Origin of the sequence: Leifsonia sp. Root227 (assembly GCF_001428745.1) — a bacterium.
Lineage (GTDB): Bacteria > Actinomycetota > Actinomycetes > Actinomycetales > Microbacteriaceae > Leifsonia.
In genome coordinates this window covers 600,734-617,738 of record NZ_LMIO01000002.1, presented here as the reverse complement: position 1 = coordinate 617,738, position 17,005 = coordinate 600,734, and the positions used below count along the sequence as shown (strand labels likewise).

The 17,005-nt window shown below is 69.7% G+C and carries 11 protein-coding genes; 2 read left to right on the top strand and 9 right to left on the bottom strand.

Annotated elements, in window-relative coordinates; translation table 11 throughout:
* Positions 1–224 precede the first annotated feature (224 nt).
* From gatB to ASE16_RS07725, 8 genes are all read right to left on the bottom strand, one after another.
* Positions 225–1,727 carry an Asp-tRNA(Asn)/Glu-tRNA(Gln) amidotransferase subunit GatB gene (gene gatB, locus ASE16_RS07760; RefSeq protein ID WP_055893205.1) on the bottom strand — a complete coding sequence of 501 codons (1,503 nt, stop codon included), beginning with the start codon at positions 1,725–1,727 and terminating at the stop codon, positions 225–227.
* Entirely contained in the window at positions 1,727–3,274 is a 1,548-nt protein-coding gene (gene gatA, locus ASE16_RS07755) for an Asp-tRNA(Asn)/Glu-tRNA(Gln) amidotransferase subunit GatA (protein WP_055893204.1), read from the bottom strand. Before gatA ends, gatB begins: the two co-directional genes overlap by 1 nt.
* A gap of 9 nt (positions 3,275–3,283) precedes the next feature.
* A complete protein-coding gene (gene gatC / locus ASE16_RS07750; protein ID WP_055893200.1) occupies positions 3,284–3,580 on the bottom strand; it encodes an Asp-tRNA(Asn)/Glu-tRNA(Gln) amidotransferase subunit GatC in 297 nt (98 codons plus the stop codon).
* A gap of 37 nt (positions 3,581–3,617) precedes the next feature.
* On the bottom strand, positions 3,618–5,402 hold the full coding sequence (locus tag ASE16_RS07745) for an alkaline phosphatase family protein (RefSeq protein WP_055893196.1): 1,785 nt from the start codon (positions 5,400–5,402) through the stop codon (positions 3,618–3,620).
* A 50-nt stretch (positions 5,403–5,452) separates the two neighbouring features.
* Complete coding sequence (locus ASE16_RS07740; protein ID WP_235500415.1) at positions 5,453–6,664, bottom strand: alpha/beta hydrolase; 1,212 nt, start codon at positions 6,662–6,664, stop codon at positions 5,453–5,455.
* 257 nt (positions 6,665–6,921) lie between these two features.
* Positions 6,922–9,261 carry an NAD-dependent DNA ligase LigA gene (gene ligA / locus ASE16_RS07735; RefSeq protein WP_055893192.1) on the bottom strand — a complete coding sequence of 780 codons (2,340 nt, stop codon included), beginning with the start codon at positions 9,259–9,261 and terminating at the stop codon, positions 6,922–6,924.
* A gap of 58 nt (positions 9,262–9,319) precedes the next feature.
* Positions 9,320–10,423, bottom strand: a complete 1,104-nt coding sequence (gene mnmA, locus ASE16_RS07730) for a tRNA 2-thiouridine(34) synthase MnmA (RefSeq protein WP_235500414.1) — start codon at positions 10,421–10,423, stop codon at positions 9,320–9,322.
* 64 nt (positions 10,424–10,487) lie between these two features.
* Positions 10,488–11,711, bottom strand: coding sequence for a cysteine desulfurase family protein (locus ASE16_RS07725; protein WP_055893186.1), 1,224 nt, complete (start codon positions 11,709–11,711; stop codon positions 10,488–10,490).
* A gap of 56 nt (positions 11,712–11,767) precedes the next feature.
* Between ASE16_RS07725 and glgX the strand changes: the two genes are divergently transcribed.
* On the top strand, positions 11,768–13,882 hold the full coding sequence (glgX, locus tag ASE16_RS07720) for a glycogen debranching protein GlgX (protein WP_055893181.1): 2,115 nt from the start codon (positions 11,768–11,770) through the stop codon (positions 13,880–13,882).
* Positions 13,882–14,400, top strand: a complete 519-nt coding sequence (gene ybaK / locus ASE16_RS07715; protein WP_055893178.1) for a Cys-tRNA(Pro) deacylase — start codon at positions 13,882–13,884, stop codon at positions 14,398–14,400. The genes glgX and ybaK overlap by 1 nt, the downstream gene beginning before the upstream one ends.
* A 3-nt stretch (positions 14,401–14,403) precedes the next feature.
* Here ybaK and glgP read toward each other — a convergent pair whose 3' ends face one another.
* Complete coding sequence (gene glgP / locus ASE16_RS07710) at positions 14,404–16,977, bottom strand: alpha-glucan family phosphorylase (protein ID WP_055893174.1); 2,574 nt, start codon at positions 16,975–16,977, stop codon at positions 14,404–14,406.
* Positions 16,978–17,005: the final 28 nt, after the last annotated feature.

Here is a 17,005-nt window from a genome sequence, read left to right as displayed (position 1 = left end):
CAACCTCGCACGGCGTGGATTCTCCGTCCGAACGGAGAATGCGGGCGCCAGGCTCCTAGATTCCGTCCGAACGGAGCGACGCGCCGCGGGACGTTTGGCTTTTCCGTCCGGACGGAGAATCGCGGCGACACGCCGCAAAGAACTCCGTCCGAACGGAGAATCGGCAGCGAATGGCCGGATTCTCCGTTCGGACGGAGTCGTGCGCGGTGCGTGTCAGCGCAGCGCTACTGGGCGCTTGCCCGCTCGAGCACGAGTTCGCGGACGCGGGCGGCGTCCGCCTGGCCCTTCATCGCCTTCATGACGGCGCCGATCACGGCTCCCGCCGCCTGCACCTTGCCGTCGCGGATCTTCGCGAGCACGTCGGGCTGGGCAGCGAGGGCCTCGTCGATGGCCGCGATGAGCGCGCCGTCGTCGGAGACGACAGCGAGGCCGCGCGCATCCACCACCTGCTGGGGTCCGCCTTCGCCGGCGATGACCCCTTCGAGCACCTGGCGGGCGAGCCGGTCGGTGAGCGTTCCTGCGTCGACCAGCGCAGCCAGCTCGGCGACGTGCTGTGGGCTGACCAGCGTTCCCGCGGGAACGCCCTGCGCGTTCGCCAGGCGGGCGATCTCGCCGGACCACCACTTGCGGGCGGCCGCCGGCGTCGCTCCGGCGGCGATGGTCGCCTCGACCTCGTCGAGCAGATCGGCGTTGTCGATGTCCTGGAACTCCAGGGCGGTGAAGCCCCACGCCTCGATCAGGCGCTTGCGGCGCAGCGACGGCTGCTCCGGGAGGGTTCCGCGCAGCTCCTCGACCCACTCGCGCGCCGGGGCGACCGGCACGAGGTCCGGCTCGGGGAAGTAGCGGTAGTCGTCGGCGTCGGACTTCGGGCGCCCGGCACTCGTGGTGCCGGTGTCCTCGTGCCAGTGCCTGGTCTCCTGGATGATCGTGCCGCCTGCTGCGAGGATCGCCGCCTGCCGCTGGATCTCGTAGCGCACGGCGCGCTCGACGGAGCGCAGCGAGTTGACGTTCTTGGTCTCCGTGCGGGTGCCGAGCTTCCCTGAGCCGCGCGGGCGCAGGGAGACGTTCGCGTCGCAGCGCACGTTGCCCTCCTCCATCCGCGCGTTGGAGACGCCGAGCGCCTTCACGATGTCGCGGATGGCGTGCACGTACGTGCGCCCGATCTCCGGAGCGTCGTGCTCTGCGCCCTCGATCATCTTGGTAACGATCTCGACCAGCGGGACGCCGCCGCGATTGTAGTCGACCAGCGAGTAGTCAGCGCCCTGGATGCGGCCGGTCGCCCCGCCGACGTGCGTCAGCTTGCCCGCGTCCTCCTCCATGTGGGCGCGCTCGATGTCGACCGTGATCGTGCGGCCTGACTCCAGCTCGATGGTCACGGCGCCCTCGAAAGCGATCGGCTCGTCGTACTGCGAGGTCTGGAAGTTCTTGGCCGTGTCCGGGTAGAAGTAGTTCTTGCGGGCGAACCTGCTCGACTCCGCGATCTCGCAGCCGAGGGCGAGGCCGAGGCGGATGCTCGACTCGATGGCCTTCTTGTTCACCTGCGGCAGTCCGCCTGGCAGGCCGAGGCAGGTGGGGCAGGTGTTCGTGTTCGCGCCGGAGCCGAACTCGTTGGCGCACCCGCAGAACATCTTCGTCTTGGTGTTCAGCTCGACGTGCACCTCGAAGCCGAGGACCGGCTCGAACAGTTCGAGAGCCTTGTCGTAATCCATCAGTTCCGCTTTGGCCATCAGACGGCTCCCTCTTCGCTCGCGAACATCTCGGTGGCGCTCAGGTCGGGCGCCTGGCTCAGCAGGGTGCGACCCCACTTCTGCTCCAGGAGCTGCTCGAGCGCCGCGCCGATCGTGTACAGCCTGGCGTCGGCGCGCGCCGGGGTCATGAGCTGCAGGCCGACCGGCAGGCCGTCCTCCGGTGCGAGGCCGATCGGCAGGCCCATGCCTGGCACGCCTGCGAGGTTGGCCGGGATGGTGGTGATGTCGTTGAGGTACATCGCCATCGGATCCGCCAGCTTCTCGCCGAACTTGAACGCGGTGGTCGGAGCGCTCGGGCTGACCAGCACATCCACCTTCTCGAAGGCGGAGGCGAAGTCGCGCTGGATGAGCGTGCGCACCTTTTGCGCGCTGCCGTAGTACGCGTCGTAGTAACCGGCGCTCAGCGCGTACGTTCCGAGGATGATGCGGCGCTTGACCTCAGGGCCGAACCCGGCGTCGCGGGTGGCGGACATGACGCGCTCGACCGTGACGGGGCCGTCCTCCGGGTTGACCCGCAGGCCGAACCGCACGGAGTCGAAGCGGGCCAGGTTGCTGGACGCCTCTGCCGGGAGGATCAGGTAGTACGCGGCGACCGCGTACTCGAAGCTGGGGGCGCTGACCTCGACGATCTCGACTCCTGCCGCCTCCAGCAGAGTGAGGGCTTCGTCGAAGCGCTGCTTGACGCCGGCCTGGAAGCCGTCGCCGGAGAGCTCCTTGATCACACCGACGCGGATGCCCTTCAGGGCGCCGTCGACGAGACCGGCGCGCGCTGCGTCCGCCATCGACGGCCAGGTGTCGCTGAGCGAGGTGGAGTCGAGCGGGTCGTGTCCGGCGATCACGTCGTGCAGCAGACCGGCGTCGAGCACGGTGCGCGAGACGGGACCCACCTGGTCGAGCGAGCTGGCGAGCGCGATGGCGCCGTAGCGGCTGACGCCGCCGTAGGTGGGCTTGACGCCGACGGAGCCGGTGACGGCGGCCGGCTGGCGGATCGACCCTCCCGTGTCGGAGCCGAGGGCGAGAGGAGCCTCGAACGCGGCGACGGCAGCGGCGGAGCCACCGCCGGACCCGCCGGGGATGCGCTCCAGGTCCCACGGGTTGCGGGTGGGGCCGTACGCGGAGTGCTCGGTGGACGAGCCCATCGCGAACTCGTCCATGTTGGTCTTGCCGAGCGGCACAAGGTCGGCCTCGCGCAGCTTGCGCACGACGGTGGCGTCGTACGGAGGCAGCCAACCCTCGAGGATCTTCGATCCGGAGGTAGACGGCATGTCGTTGGTGGCCAGCACGTCCTTGATGGCGATCGGCACACCGGCGAGCGGCGACAGCTTCTCGCCGGACGCACGGCGGGCGTCGATCGCGGCTGCGGTGGCGAGCGCCTTCTCCCCCGCGACGTGCAGGAAGGCGTGGACGTCCGCATCCACTGCCTGGATGCGGTCGAGGTGGGCCTGCGTCGCGTCGACGCTGGAGACGTCGCCCGCGGACAGCAGGTCGGAGAGGGCGGCTGCGGAGAGCCTGGTCAGATCAGTCATGCGTGCGTCCTACTCCTCGTCCAGGATGGCGGCGACCTTGAACTTGTCCCCGTCGCGGTCCGGCGCTCCGGAGAGCGCCTGCTCGACCGTCAGCGACGGGACGACCTCGTCGTCGCGGAAGACGTTCGTGAGCGGCAGCGGGTGGCTGGTGGCCGGAACGTCGGGCCCTGCCACCTCTGTGACCTTGGCGACCGCTTCGACGATCTGGCCGAGCTCGCTGGTCAGGCTCGCGATCTCTTCCTGGCTGAGGTCGATTCTGGCGAGGCTCGCCAGGTGCGCGACCTGCTCTGCACTGATTTCGGACATACGTCTCCGTGGTGACTCGAGGGTGGACTCCTCAATTCTAGGGCGAGCCGAACAGTCCCGTTCCCAGCCGGTCCACCGCCTCGTACGCCTCCCGGTACGTGCGGGGCGTCTGATCGTCCGGCAGCCCATAGCGCGCCAGCAGCAGGCCGACCAGGCCGATGCCGGGCGGGCTGAGCGGCCGGTCGTCGTCGCCCGGTGCCGGCGCCTGCTGCTCCGGGTTGGCCGGGAGGTACTGCGGGTGGGTGTCCGGCCAGGTTCCCGGCTGCCTCGGCGTTCGCCGGTTGACGGCGTTGTCGATCGTCGTCGCTCCCCTGTCCCGGTTGGTCAGGTGTTTGAGCTTGTGCTTCTTCACCAGGGTGCTCACGACGGCGGCGTGGTGCATCTCCTCGTTGATGATCGTGTTGCGCTCCGTGTACGCGGAGATCGCGATGGCGGGGACCCGCAGGCCGAGGCGGTCGAAGGCGAAGCCCATCTCGCCGGGACCGCTCGCATCCGGGGGCGTCGCAGGCCCTGGCACGGCGTGGTCGTACGTGCCGCCGTGCTCGTCGAACGTCACCAGCAGCATGGTGTTGAGCGCGTTGGAGCCCTTCGCGCTGCGCGACGAGCGCACGGCCGAGTACACCTGGTGCAGCAGCAGGTCGCCTGCGCGCACGTCGGAGATGGCGCCGCCGACGATCACCTGCCCGTCCACATCCACCTCGGTCATCGGTCCGCCTGGCGGATGCATGTCGTTGTGGTCGTAGAGCAGCCGCGGCTCCACGAACGCGTACGCGGGGAGGGTGCCCTCCTCCACGTCCTTGTAGAAGTCCGTCATCGTGCGGAAGTTGGTGTGCCAGTACGGTTCGAGCACCGGCGCGTGGATGAACCCGGTGAGCGAGATGATCTGCCGGTCGTCGAAGTAGACCCGCCAGCTCACCCCCGCTTCCTCCAGCCTGTTGAAGATCGTCGGCGACGAGTTGTCGGCGTCGAACCATTTCTTCAGGCCGCCGGCTCCTCCGTTGGTCACGTAGCCGTGCGACGTCGACGCGTTGAAGAACGACCTGTTGCAGAACGTCTGCGACGGAACGGCGCAGTGCCAGTCGTCGTAGACGGCGAACTGCTTGGCGAGGGTGGAGAACACCGGAAGCATCTCCGGCGTGAACGATCCCATCACCCTGCGGTACTCGTCCGCGACGGGCTCGCGCCGCAGATCCTTGCGCAGTTCGTCCACGTAGTCGCGCACGAAGCCCTGCATCCGCGGCTCGCTCCCTGCGGGAGGCGCGTTGAACGGCGGCAGCATGTCGTGCTCCCTGGCCGTCGCGTTCGAGGCGGGGTCGACGGTGCCGAAGAGCTGCGTGTTGACGTGCGGATACGCCTCGCCAGGGTCGGGCGACGGCTGGCGCATGATGAAGTCGGTCGTTCCGTCGTACGGATGCGCCGGGATGACGCCGCCCGCCGGGTCCGGGTTGCTGTACTCGCCGAACGCCAGCCCGTCGAAGTGCTTCCCCTTCGGCAGGGTCTTCTCGTCGTAGAGGTAGCCGAGCAGGTTGTCGAACGACCGGTTCTCGTACATCAGCACGATGAGGTGCTCGAAGCCCGGCGTCGCAGGCGCAGGCAGCGGCGGGTACTCCTCCCCCGTCTCGTGCTCGACCTCGTCCTCCGGGTGCGACGCGACGGATGCGCCGATCACTCCACCGACGACACCGCCGACCGCTGCTCCCGCGGCCGCGATGCCCGCCGTCCTGAGGAAGGCGCGCCGGGACGGGGCTGCGCGGCTCGTATCGCCTACGGGCTGGTCGCCTGCGGGCTGTGCCTCGGCAGGCTCATCGTCATCCGGCTGCATCGCCGTCCATTATGCGCGCATCGGTGGTTCGCGGAAGGAGCCGCGCCGGATCAGCGCTCGGCGGCCGTCACGACCGCGCCAGACGATCCTGTGCTGCTGATCACCAGGCCGCCCTGGTCGATGCCGATCATGGCGAGATTCCGCATGCACTCCGTGCCGGCGGAGAAGTACTCGTTGTGACCGGACGACCCGGAGAGCGTCTGACCGGTGACGGGGTCGACCGCTCCGCCGACATCCATCCGCTGCGCACCGTACGACGGCGATCCTGGGTCGCTGCCGAAGAACGCGCTGTGCACGATGGGGTCGAGTTCGGCCTGCCCGACGAACACGTTTCCGTCGCGCACGCTGAGCTCGGCGACGGACTGCGCGTCGCTGCCGGGCGAACCCATCAGTGCCAGGGCGTCCACGGTCACCGTCTTGCGCTCCAGCGCGAGCAGCGCGGCCGTCGACCCGTAGGAGTGCGCGAACACGCTGAGGTACGGCGGATTCTCCGTGCGGAGTTCCTGAATGCCGACCAGGGTACGCTCCAGACTGTCGGCGCCGTCCATAGCGAGCTGCGTTCCGCCGATGTTGGTGAGCACGGGGGTCTGGTAGCCGATCCAGGCGACGACGGCGACGCCGGGCGTGCCGCCGGACGACCGGGGTCCGAGCAGCCGGTGCAGGAACGCGGTCTCCTGGTCGTGCAGGTTCTGCGCCACCTTGGCCCAGTCGACGATCTGCTCGCCGACCGACATGTACATCCCCGGCACCAGCACGCTCACGTAGCGGGCAGTGGAGAGGTCGCCGACGACGATGGATGCGCGGGCGTCGTCCGAGGTGTCCAGGTTGACGAGGGTGCGCTTGACGCCGTCCTTGACCGTGAGCGCCTTCTTCACGTTGTCAAGCGTGCTCAGCCTGCGCTCGAGTTCGAGACGGACAGCCTTGCCGTTCTCCGTCGTGAGGCGTTCGGTGGTCGACGCGATGGTGCGCTTGAGATCGAGCGCGTTCGCGGTGCCGCGCACCGCGTACGGGACGCCCTCCAGATTGCCGATGACGTGCGGGGCCTCGTTGACGAGGGCCGCCTGCTTGACGGGGTCGAGCAGGCGCCAGACGGCGGAGACGTCGCCGGCGCGCGGAGGCGTGACGAGCATCCTGTCCAGGTCGGCACGATGCGCGCTGATGAACCCGGGGACCGCGGAGGCGCTGAGGCCGGCGATCGAGCCGAGCAGCGAGCCGGGAGCGACGGCGGCGGTGCCGCTGCCTGACGGGGCGTCGGCGACCACGGAGTGGTACGAGACCGAGACGGCTGGGACGGCATCTGCGGGCGCGACGAAGGCCCCGGTCAGCCCACTGGCGACCGAGGTTATAGCGATAACAGCTGCAAAGCCGACCAGCACTCCGTCCGGGTCCCTCCGAGAGCGACGAGCTAAGCCCTTGCAGTGCGCCCCGGGCGAGCGCACTCTCCGATGCTATCGGTAGCACGATCGTGTCAGGCCGGTCATTCTACCCCCTGTTCAGGAGTAGAAGGACCGTTCTCGGGTCAGGAATGCGCCTCCGGTGCCTCGGAATCGGTCGAATCGTCCAAAGAGGCCGGCCCCTGCTCGACCAGGATGCGGAACTGCTCGGCGTCCAGAATGCGCAGCCCGAGCGCTTCCGCCTTCGCCAGCTTCGATCCTGCGCCGGGTCCCGCAGCCACGAAGTCGGTGTTCTTCGACACGCTGGACGCCGCCTTGCCGCCGGCGGCGATGATCGCCTCCTGCGCACCCTCCCTGGTGTATCCCTCCAGCGAGCCGGTGGCGACGACGGTGAGGCCCGCGAGCACCCCTCCGGCCTCCGCTGCCGCGCCGGGCCCTGGGTGCCCCGGCGTCGCGAACTGCACGCCGTCCTCCGCCCAGCGCTCAACGATCTCGCGGTGCCAGTCGACCTCGAACCAGGCGAGCACCGCGTCAGCGATGATCCCGCCGACGCCGTCCACCGCGGCGAGATCGTCCCTGCTGGCCGAGCGGATCGCATCCAGCGACCCGAAGTGGTTGGCGAGCGCACGCGCGGCGACCGGCCCGACGTGCCGGATGTTCAACGCGACGAGGATGCGCCACAGCGGCTTCACCCGCGCCGCAGCCAGGTTCGCCAGCAGCTCGACGGCGTTCTTCGACGGCACGAAATCGGCGTCTCCGCCGAACTCCGCGGCGTCCGGGTCGTACGCGCCGTCCTTCTTCTGTCTGCGCCTGCGGAACGGGGTGTCCGTCTTCTCCGCGCCGGAGTCCGTCAGCTTGGGCAGCCCCGTCTCCGAGTCGCGCACGACCACCTCGACCGGGAAGATGTCCGCCATCTCCAGGCCGAACAGCCCGGCCTCGGTCGGCAGCGGAGGGGTCGACGGATGCAGCGGCTGGGTGAGCGCAGCGGCCGCCACCTCGCCGAGTGCCTCGATGTCGAGCGCGCCCCGCGAGCCGATGTGCTCGACGCGCCCGCGCACCTGGGCGGGGCAGAACTCGGAGTTGGGGCAGCGGAGGTCGATGTCGCCCTCCTTCGCCGGGGCCAGCTTGGTGCCGCACTCCGGGCAGTTCTCCGGCATCACGAACTCACGTTCCGTGCCGTCGCGCAGCTCCACCACGGGGCCGAGGACCTCGGGGATGACATCGCCCGCCTTGCGCAGCACGACCGTGTCGCCGATCAGCACGCCCTTGGCCTTGACCACGTCCTGGTTGTGCAGCGTTGCCTGGCGCACCTCGGAGCCGGCGACCTTCACCTTCTCCATCACTGCGAACGGCGTGGCGCGCCCGGTGCGGCCGACGCTCACGACGATGTCGAGCAGCTTGGTGTTGACCTGCTCAGGCGGGTACTTGTACGCGATGGCCCAGCGCGGGGCACGGCTCGTCGCGCCGAGTTCGTCGTGCAGCGCGAGCTCGTCGACCTTCACCACGATGCCGTCGATCTCGTGCTCGACGCTCGCGCGGTGCTCGCCGAAGTACTGGATGAAGTCGGCCACCTCGTGTGCGCTCTCGAACACGCGGTAGTGGGTCGAGGTGGGCAGACCCCACTCCTTGAGCAGGTCGTAGACCTCCGACTGGCTGGCAACGGGCGGGTTCGCCCACGCTCCGATGCCGTGCACGAGCATGTGCAGCCTGCCGAGGCGCGCCCGCATGAGCGCGAGCTGCGCCTGGTTCTTGTTCTCGCCCTTCTGGCGGAGCGAACCGCTCGCGGCGTTGCGCGCGTTGGCGAACACCTTCTCGCCCTGTTGGAGCTGCGCGGCGTTCAGCGCCTCGAACTCGGCGACGGGGAAGAACACCTCTCCGCGCACCTCGACGAGCGGCGGGTGCCCCGATCCGGACAGCTTCGTGGGGATGGCGGGGATGTACCGGATGTTCTCCGTCACGTCCTCGCCGACGACCCCGTCTCCGCGGGTGGCCGCCGTGACGAGCGTGCCGTTCTCGTAGCGCAGGTTGATGGCGAGCCCGTCGATCTTGAGCTCGCTGAGGTAGTGCACGCTCCTCCCGGCGTCGCGCTCCACCTTGGCTGCCCACGCCTCGAACTCCTCGATCGAGAACACGTTGTCGAGGCTGAGCATCCGCTCGGCGTGCTCGACAGGCGCGAACAGGGTGGTCTGGGCACGGCCGCCGACGGTCTGCGTCGGGCTGTCCTGACTCTGCAGTTCCGGATGCAGCCGCTCAAGCTCTTCGAGCCGCTGGATCATGCGGTCGTAGTCCTGGTCGCTGACGAGCACGGTGTCGCGCTCGTAGTACGCATCCCGCAGCTCCAGGATGCGCGTGGTCAGCTCCGCCGCCTCCGCGCGGGCGTCCGTGTCGCTCTGCGCGCCGCTGGATTCGATCGCGTCGCTGGTGTCGTCTGCCGTGCTGGTGTCGTCTGCCACGTCAGACAGCATATTCACCACCACCGACGTCCCCCGGAGGGACGCGCCCCTGCTGCGAAGCGCCCTGCGGCTAGCCGACCGGGACGGCGGAGACCGTGCGATCGATCGTGGTCTGGCCGAGCACGCGCGTGCCGACGTAGACGACAGCGGTCTGCCCGGGGGCGACGCCGTTCAGCGGAACGTCCGGCCGGATGACGAGTTCGCCGTCGCGCACCACGGCCACAGCAGGAACAGGGTCGGCGTGCGCGCGGATCTGCACGTCGCAGGCGAACTCCTCGTCCGCGTTCTCCGGAGCGCGGCCAGCCCAGGTGAACCGGGAGCCGGCGATCTCCGCGATGTCCAGCGCCTCCTTCGGGCCGACGACCACCGTGTTGTCCTTGGGGCGCACCTCGAGCACGAAACGGGGCTTGCCGTCGTCCGACGGGTAGCCGATGTTGAGGCCCTTGCGCTGACCGACGGTGAAGGCGTGCGCTCCGCCGTGGTCGCCGAGCTTGTTGCCTTCGCGGTCGAGGATGTCTCCGGTCTCCGCCCCGACGCGCTCGGCGAGCCAGCCGCGGGTATCGCCGTCCGGGATGAAGCAGATGTCGTGCGAGTCGGGCTTGTTGGCCACGCTGAAGCCGCGCTCGGCCGCCTCCGCGCGCACCTCCGCCTTCGACGGGGTCGCGCCGAGCGGGAACATCGCGTGCGCGAGCTGCTCCGAGGTGAGCACGCCGAGCACGTACGACTGGTCCTTGGCCCAGGCGCTCGCCCTGTGCAGCTCGCGGTTGCCCTCTTCGTCGGTGAGGATCGTGGCGTAGTGCCCTGTGCAGACCGCGTCGAAGCCGAGGTCGAGCGCCTTCTCCAGCAGAGCGGCGAACTTGATCTTCTCGTTGCAGCGCATGCAGGGGTTGGGTGTGCGGCCCGCCGTGTACTCGGCGATGAAGTCGTCCACCACATCGAGCTTGAAGCGCTCCGAGAAGTCCCAGACGTAGTAAGGGATGCCGATGATGTTGGCCGCGCGCTGCGCATCCATCGAGTCCTCGATCGTGCAGCAGCCGCGGCTTCCGGTGCGCAGCGTCCCCGGCATCCTGCTGAGCGCCAGGTGCACGCCGACCACCTCGTGCCCGGCGTCGACGGCGCGCGCCGCCGCCACCGCGGAGTCCACGCCACCGCTCATTGCCGCCAAAATCTTCACCAGGCGATTGTACGCGCCCACTCTGAGCGCACGATTCGGGCAGGCCGCGGCGCGGTCTGCCGCCTCAGGCGAGGCGAGGGGCGCGCGTGGCGAGGCCGGCGCGGGCGGCCTGCGCGTACGCGCCGGGGAGAGCGGAGAGCAGCGCATCCACGTCGGCGTCCGTGGTGGTGCGGCCGAGGGTGAAGCGCAGGGCGCTGCGGGCATCGTCCTCTGTGCGCCCCATCGCCAGCAGCACGTGCGACGGCTCGGGGATGCCCGCCTGGCAGGCGGACCCCGTGGAGACGGAGACGCCGGCGAGGTCGAGCAGGAACAGCAGCGAGTCGCCCTGCGCTCCTGGGAACGTGACGTGCACGTTCGATGCCACGCGCCCCGTGCTGTCCGACGGGGGGCCGTCCCAAGAGGGGCCGTCCGGCGACGGTCCGCTGAGCCGCGCCTCCGGGACCGCGGTGAGCACGCCGCGGATCAGCCGGTCGCGCAGCACTGTCAGCCGCGCGCTCTCCCCCGCGAGCTCGTCCGCCGCCGCCCGCGCCGCCACCGCGAACGACACCGCCGCAGCGACGTCCTGCGTGCCGCTGCGCACCTGCCGCTGCTGGCCGCCGCCGTGGACGAGCGGCACCACATTCGCCGTGCGGGCGAGCACGAGCGCCCCGATGCCGACGGGGCCGCCGATCTTGTGCGCAGAGACGCTGAGGGCGGCGACGCCGAGCGACGCGAAGTCGATCGGCAGGTGCCCGTACGCCGCGACGGCGTCGACGTGCACAGGAACCCCGGCGTCCACGGCGAGCGCCGCCAGCGACGAGACGGGCTGGATGGTGCCGACCTCGTTGTTGACCGCGAGGAAGGTGAGGAGCGCCGTGTCGTCCGCGTGCGCGGCGAGCGCGTCGGTGACGGCGTCGATCCGGATGCGTCCTTCGCCGTCGAGCGGGAGCCAGTCGGCGTTCGCTCCCTCCGCGCTGGTGAGCCAGTCGATCGTGTCGACCGTTGCGTGGTGCTCTCCGCCGGGGGCGAGGATGCGCGGTCGCCGTCCGTCCGTGTTGCGCTGCCAGTACAGCCCCTTGATGGCGAGGTTGATCGCCTCTGTGCCTCCCGAGGTGAAGACGACTTCGATCGGGTCGCAGCCGAGGGTGGCCGCGACGGTCTCGCGGGCTTCTTCGAGCATCCGCTTGGCCTGCTGGCCCTGGCTGTGGATGGAGGACGGGTTGCCGACGACGCCCATCGCCTCCGCGTATGCGGCGATGGCCTCCGGCCGCATGGGCGTGGTGGCCGCGTGGTCGAGGTAGACCGGCACCTGCCCCTCCTTCGCTCTCAGCGGGATCGTTACCCGCATTCACTACTGTAGATCGCATGACCTCCGCTGATCCTCTGCGCAATCTGGGCGTCCGCGTCGGTACCCACGGCGGTGAGCTGCGGGTGTGGTCCGAGCACGCCGACGGCATGGAGCTGTGCCTGTTCGATGCGAAGGACCCGAACTGGCTGGTGAAGACCGTCACCATGACCAAGGATGCGAACAACGTGTGGGTGGGCAGGTCGCGCTCCCTCGCGGTCGGCAGCCGCTACGCCATCCGCGTGTCAGGGCCGTCCTCCCCCACCAACGTGTTCAATCCGGAGACGCTGCTGCTCGACCCGTATGCGCGCGGGCTGGTGCGGGTGGGCGCCGATGGCTGGCGCGGCACGGTGGTCTCCGATGGTTTCGACTGGGGGGATGCGCGCAAGCCGAACACCCCGCTCGACCACACCGTGGTCTACGAGGCGCACGTCAAGGGCATCAGCAAACTGAACCCCGATGTGCCAGAGGAGCTGCGCGGCACGTACGCGGGGCTCGCGCACGAGTCGACCATCGGCTACCTGAAAGACCTGGGCGTCACCGCCGTCGAGCTGCTGCCCGTGCACGCGTTCGTCTCCGAGCAGCGGCTGTTGCAGCAGGGGCTCACCAACTACTGGGGCTACAACACCCTCAACTTCTTCTCGCCGCACGTCCCGTACGCGTCGCATGCGGCGCAGGCGGCCGGTCCGGACGCCGTGCTCGCCGAGTTCAAGGGCATGGTGAAGCTGCTGCACCTGGCCGGGCTCGAGGTCATCCTCGACGTGGTCTACAACCACACCGCAGAGGAAGGGCTCGGCGGGCCGCGCACGAGTTTCCGCGGCATCGACAATGCAACCTATTACCGGCAGGACGAGCACGGCGCGTATATCGACGTCACGGGATGCGGGAACACCCTGAACTTCGGGCACCCGGTCCCCATCCGGCTGGTGCAGGACTCGCTGCGCTACTGGGCGAACGAGGTGCAGATCGATGGCTTCCGGTTCGATCTGGCCGCAACGCTCGGACGCGGGGCCGATGTGGAGTACAGCCCGGAGCATCCCCTGCTGCAGGGAGTGCTGAACGATCCGGCACTCGCCGACGTGAAGCTGATCGCGGAGCCGTGGGATGTCGGCATGGGCGGCTGGCAGACCGGCAACTTCCCTGAGGGCTGGTCCGAGTGGAACGACCGCTACCGCGACAGGGTGCGGAACTTCTGGCTGGCCGACATCGCGGACGCGCGGAAGAACGGGCAGGCTCCGGTGGGCATCGGCGGGTTCGCCACGCGCCTGGCCGGGTCCTCCAACACCTTCTCCCCCGAGCGCGGCCCGCTCGCGTCGGTGAACTTCGTCACGGCGCACGACGGCTTCACGATGGCCGACCTGACCGCGTACGACGTCAAACACAACCTCGGCAACGGCGAGAACAACCGCGACGGCACAGACAACAACCGGTCGTTCAACCACGGCGTCGAGGGCGTGACGACGGACGAAGCCGTCCTGCTCGACCGTCACAAGGCGATGCGCAATCTGATGGGGACGCTGCTGCTGAGCGCCGGCGTTCCGATGGTCACGGCCGGCGACGAGTTCGGCAGGAGCCAGCGCGGCAACAACAACGCCTACTGCCAGGACAGCGAGCTCACCTGGCTGAGCTGGCTGCGCACCCGCGACCAGCGGGAGATGTACGACACCACCAAGCGGCTGCTGGAGCTGCGCCGCGACAATCCGGCGCTGCGCCCGAGCAAGTACGCCGTGTTCGGCGAGACCACCAAGAACGCCAGCCACATGGACTGGTTCGACGCCACCGGCGCTCTGATGGACGACGACGACTGGAACTCCCCGGAGAACCGCACCCTGCAGTACCTCGCGGCCTCCACCCCGGACAGGGAGGAGTTCAACCGCATCCTGCTGATCGTGCACGGCGTGGAGGACGACGTGGAGGTGCGGCTTCCCGTCGCGCCGGGCGTCGACTCGTACCGCCTGCTCTGGGACAGCGCCACCGAGGTGCCGATCGACGAGGAGAGCGGCACGCTCGCGCCCGGCGCCTCCCGGCTGGTGGGCGGGGCGTCGATGCAGCTCTTCCGCGCGAACGGGCCGAGGCTGGAGCCGTCGGAGACGGCCGTTGAGCAGCACCCGTCCGAGGTGGAGGCGCAGCGCTAGTGCCCCGCTCAAAAGCGCCAGGGACGAAAGGAACAGCGGCCAGGCCGACCGCCGGCACTCCGGCGACCGTCGCACTCAGCGCTGCCGGCATCCCGTTCGCCGTCCGCGCATACGAGCACGACCCGGCTGCTGCCTCATACGGCCTGGAGGCCGCCGCGGCGCTCGGCGTCGAGCCGGACCGCGTGTTCAAGACCCTCCTCGCAGACACCGAGCTCGGCCTGGTCGTCGGGGTCGTCCCCGTGACAGGGATGCTCGACCTCAAGGCGCTCGCGGCCGCGGTCGGCGCCAAGCGGGCGACCATGGCCGACCCTGCGGTGGCCGAACGCAGGACAGGCTACGTGGTCGGCGGCATCAGCCCGATCGGCCAGAAGACCAGGCACGTCACCGTCGTGGACGAGACGGCTCAGCTCTGGGACACCGTGTTCGTCTCCGGGGGCAAGCGGGGCGTTGATGTGGAGCTCTCCCCGGCCGACCTGCTCACCGCCACGGGCGGCACGTTCGCGGACATCGCCGCCTGACAGCTACGAGGCGACGGCCACCAGTCCCAGCTCGGCGTCCGAGATCAGCAGCGCGTTCTTCGGCACGATCCGCACGGTGTATCCGAAGCCGCCAGCGAGCTGCAACCTGACCGTCCCTCGGTACTCACGGGCCACGGACGGGTCGTCCGTTCCGGGAGCAGCGCTGTCGAGGGTCAGCGCCTCGTGGCGCACGTCGGTGAGCTCGTCGCCCTCGTGGCTGCGGCCGTAGACCACCTGCACCTCCACGTCGTCCGGCGAGAGGCCGTTGAGGTGCACCAGCGCGCGGACGTGCAGCTCGTCGCCGACCTGCGGCACCGCATCCACCCCTCCCGCGTCGACGTGGGCGACGTTGACGCCCGGCCACGCAGCGCGCACGCGGGCCTTCCAGGCGGCGAGGCTGCGCGCGTCGGCGAAGCCGTCCGCGGTGAGCCTGCGCTCGAACGACGCGGCGGGCACATACAGGCGGGTGACGTACTCGCGCACCATCCGGCCTGCGCTGAGCTCCGGCGACAGCGTGGAGAGGGTGTGCCGGATCTGGCCGACCCAGGCCGCGGGAACTCCGTCGACCGTGCGGTCGTAGAAGCGCGGGGCGATCTGGTGCTCGATGAGGTCGTACATCGCCTCCGCCTCGAGGGCGTCGCGCTCCGCTCCGTCGCCCGCCGCGTCCGCGGACGGGATCGCCCAGCCGTTCTCGCCGTCGTAGAACTCGTTCCACCAGCCGTCGAGGATCGACAGGTTGAGCGCGCCGTTCAGGGCCGCCTTCATGCCGGAGGTGCCGCACGCCTCCAGCGGGCGCAGCGGGTTGTTCAGCCAGATGTCCGTGCCGGGGTAGAGGAGCTGCGCCATCCCGATGTCGTAGTCGGGCAGGAAGACCATGCGGGTGCGGATGTCGGGCTCGGAGGCGAACTGCACCAGCTTCTGGATGAGGCGCTTGCCCTCGTCGTCCGCCGGGTGCGACTTGCCGGCGATCACGATCTGCACCGGCCGCTCGGGGTTCAGCAGGATGGCGCGCAGCCGCTCCGGGCTGTGCAGCATCAGCGTGAGCCGCTTGTACGTCGGCACCCGCCTGGCGAAACCGATGGTCAGCACGGACGGGTCGAGAAGCTCGTCCATCCACGCCGGGGCGATGCCGCCGGGGTTCTGCGCCTCCCAGGCCGCCTGCAGGCGGCGCCTGGCGTCGCCCACGAGCTGTTCGCGCATCCTGGTGCGCACCGACCACAGGTCGAGGTCGCTGACCGCTCCGCTGTTGGCCCAGTCCGCCGCGGTGGTGTCGTCCGTGCCGAGACGTTCCTCGGCGAGGGCGAGCAGCATCGGGTCTGTCCAGGTGGGCGCGTGCACACCGTTGGTGACGGAGTCGATCGGCACCTCCTGCGCGTCGAACCCCGGGTAGAGGCCGTTGAACATCTGCCTGCTGACCTCGCCGTGCAGCCGGGAGACGCCGTTGGCGTGCTGGCCGAGACGCAGGCCCATCACGGCCATGTTGAAGACGTCGGGCGAGCCGCCAGGGTAGTCCTCCGCTCCGAGCGCGAGCACCTGCTGCGGATCGACACCTGGCAGCAGGTCGGTGGAGAAGTAGCGCTGCACGAGCGGGGTGTCGAACCGGTCGATGCCGGCGGGAACGGGGGTGTGCGTGGTGAACACGGTGCCCGCGCGGACCACCTGCAGGCCCTCGTCGAAGGTCAGGCCCTCTCCGATCAGGTCGGAGATGCGCTCCAGGCCGAGGAAACCGGCGTGGCCCTCGTTGGTGTGGAACACCTCTGCCGCCGGCGCGCCGGTCAGCTCCGTCCACGCCTTCACGGCTCGCACGCCGCCGATGCCGAGCAGGAGCTCCTGCAGCAGACGGTGCTCTCCTCCTCCGCCGTACAGGCGATCGGTCACCGAGCGCAGACGCTCCTCGTTGTCGGGGATGTCGGTGTCGAGCAGCAGGAGCGTCACCCGGCCGACGGCCACCTGCCAGACGCGGGCGTGCAAGACGCCGTCCGGGAGGGCGAGGGTGATCTGAACGGCGGTGCCGTCCGGGTTGCGCAGGACGGACAGCGGGAGGCCGTCCGGGTCGAGCACGGGGTAGCTCTCGAGCTGCCAGCCGTCCGGGGTGATCGCCTGGGCGAAGTAGCCGGAGCGGTAGAACAGGCCGACCCCGACGAGCGGGACGCCGAGGTCGCTCGCAGCTTTCAGGTGGTCGCCTGCCAGGATGCCGAGGCCGCCGGAGTACTGCGGAAGCGCGGCGGCGATGCCGAACTCCGGCGAGAAGTACGCGATGGACTTCGGCGCGGAGTCGTCGAGCGACTGATACCAGCGCGGGTCGCTCAGGTACGCGCGCAGGTCGTCCCTGATGTGCGTGGCCCAGTCGATGTATCCCTGGTCGGCGGCCAGCTCGGCGAGGCGCGACGGCTCGACGGCGCCGAGCAGCGCGATCGGATCGTGGCCGACCTGCTGCCACAGCTCCGGGGCGATCCTCGCGAACAACTGGCGGGTCGGCTCATGCCATGACCAGCGCAGATTGCCCGCGATCTCTTCGAGCGCAGAGAGATTCTCTGGCAGAACGGCACGGACGGTGAACCTACGGATTGCCTTCACGGTGCCACTCTAGGGGAGCCTGATGTCC

What these genes read in the sequence shown, in the direction of transcription:
- glgX (WP_055893181.1), top strand. Translation starts at nt 11,768, where the DNA reads ATGACCTCCGCTGATCCTCTGCGCAATCTGGGCGTCCGCGTCGGTACC.
- gatC (WP_055893200.1), bottom strand. Translation starts at nt 3,580, where the DNA reads ATGTCCGAAATCAGTGCAGAGCAGGTCGCGCACCTGGCGAGCCTCGCC.
- gatA (WP_055893204.1), bottom strand. Translation starts at nt 3,274, where the DNA reads ATGACTGATCTGACCAGGCTCTCCGCAGCCGCCCTCTCCGACCTGCTG.
- ASE16_RS07745 (WP_055893196.1), bottom strand. Translation starts at nt 5,402, where the DNA reads ATGCAGCCGGATGACGATGAGCCTGCCGAGGCACAGCCCGCAGGCGAC.
- ligA (WP_055893192.1), bottom strand. Translation starts at nt 9,261, where the DNA reads ATGCTGTCTGACGTGGCAGACGACACCAGCACGGCAGACGACACCAGC.
- gatB (WP_055893205.1), bottom strand. Translation starts at nt 1,727, where the DNA reads ATGGCCAAAGCGGAACTGATGGATTACGACAAGGCTCTCGAACTGTTC.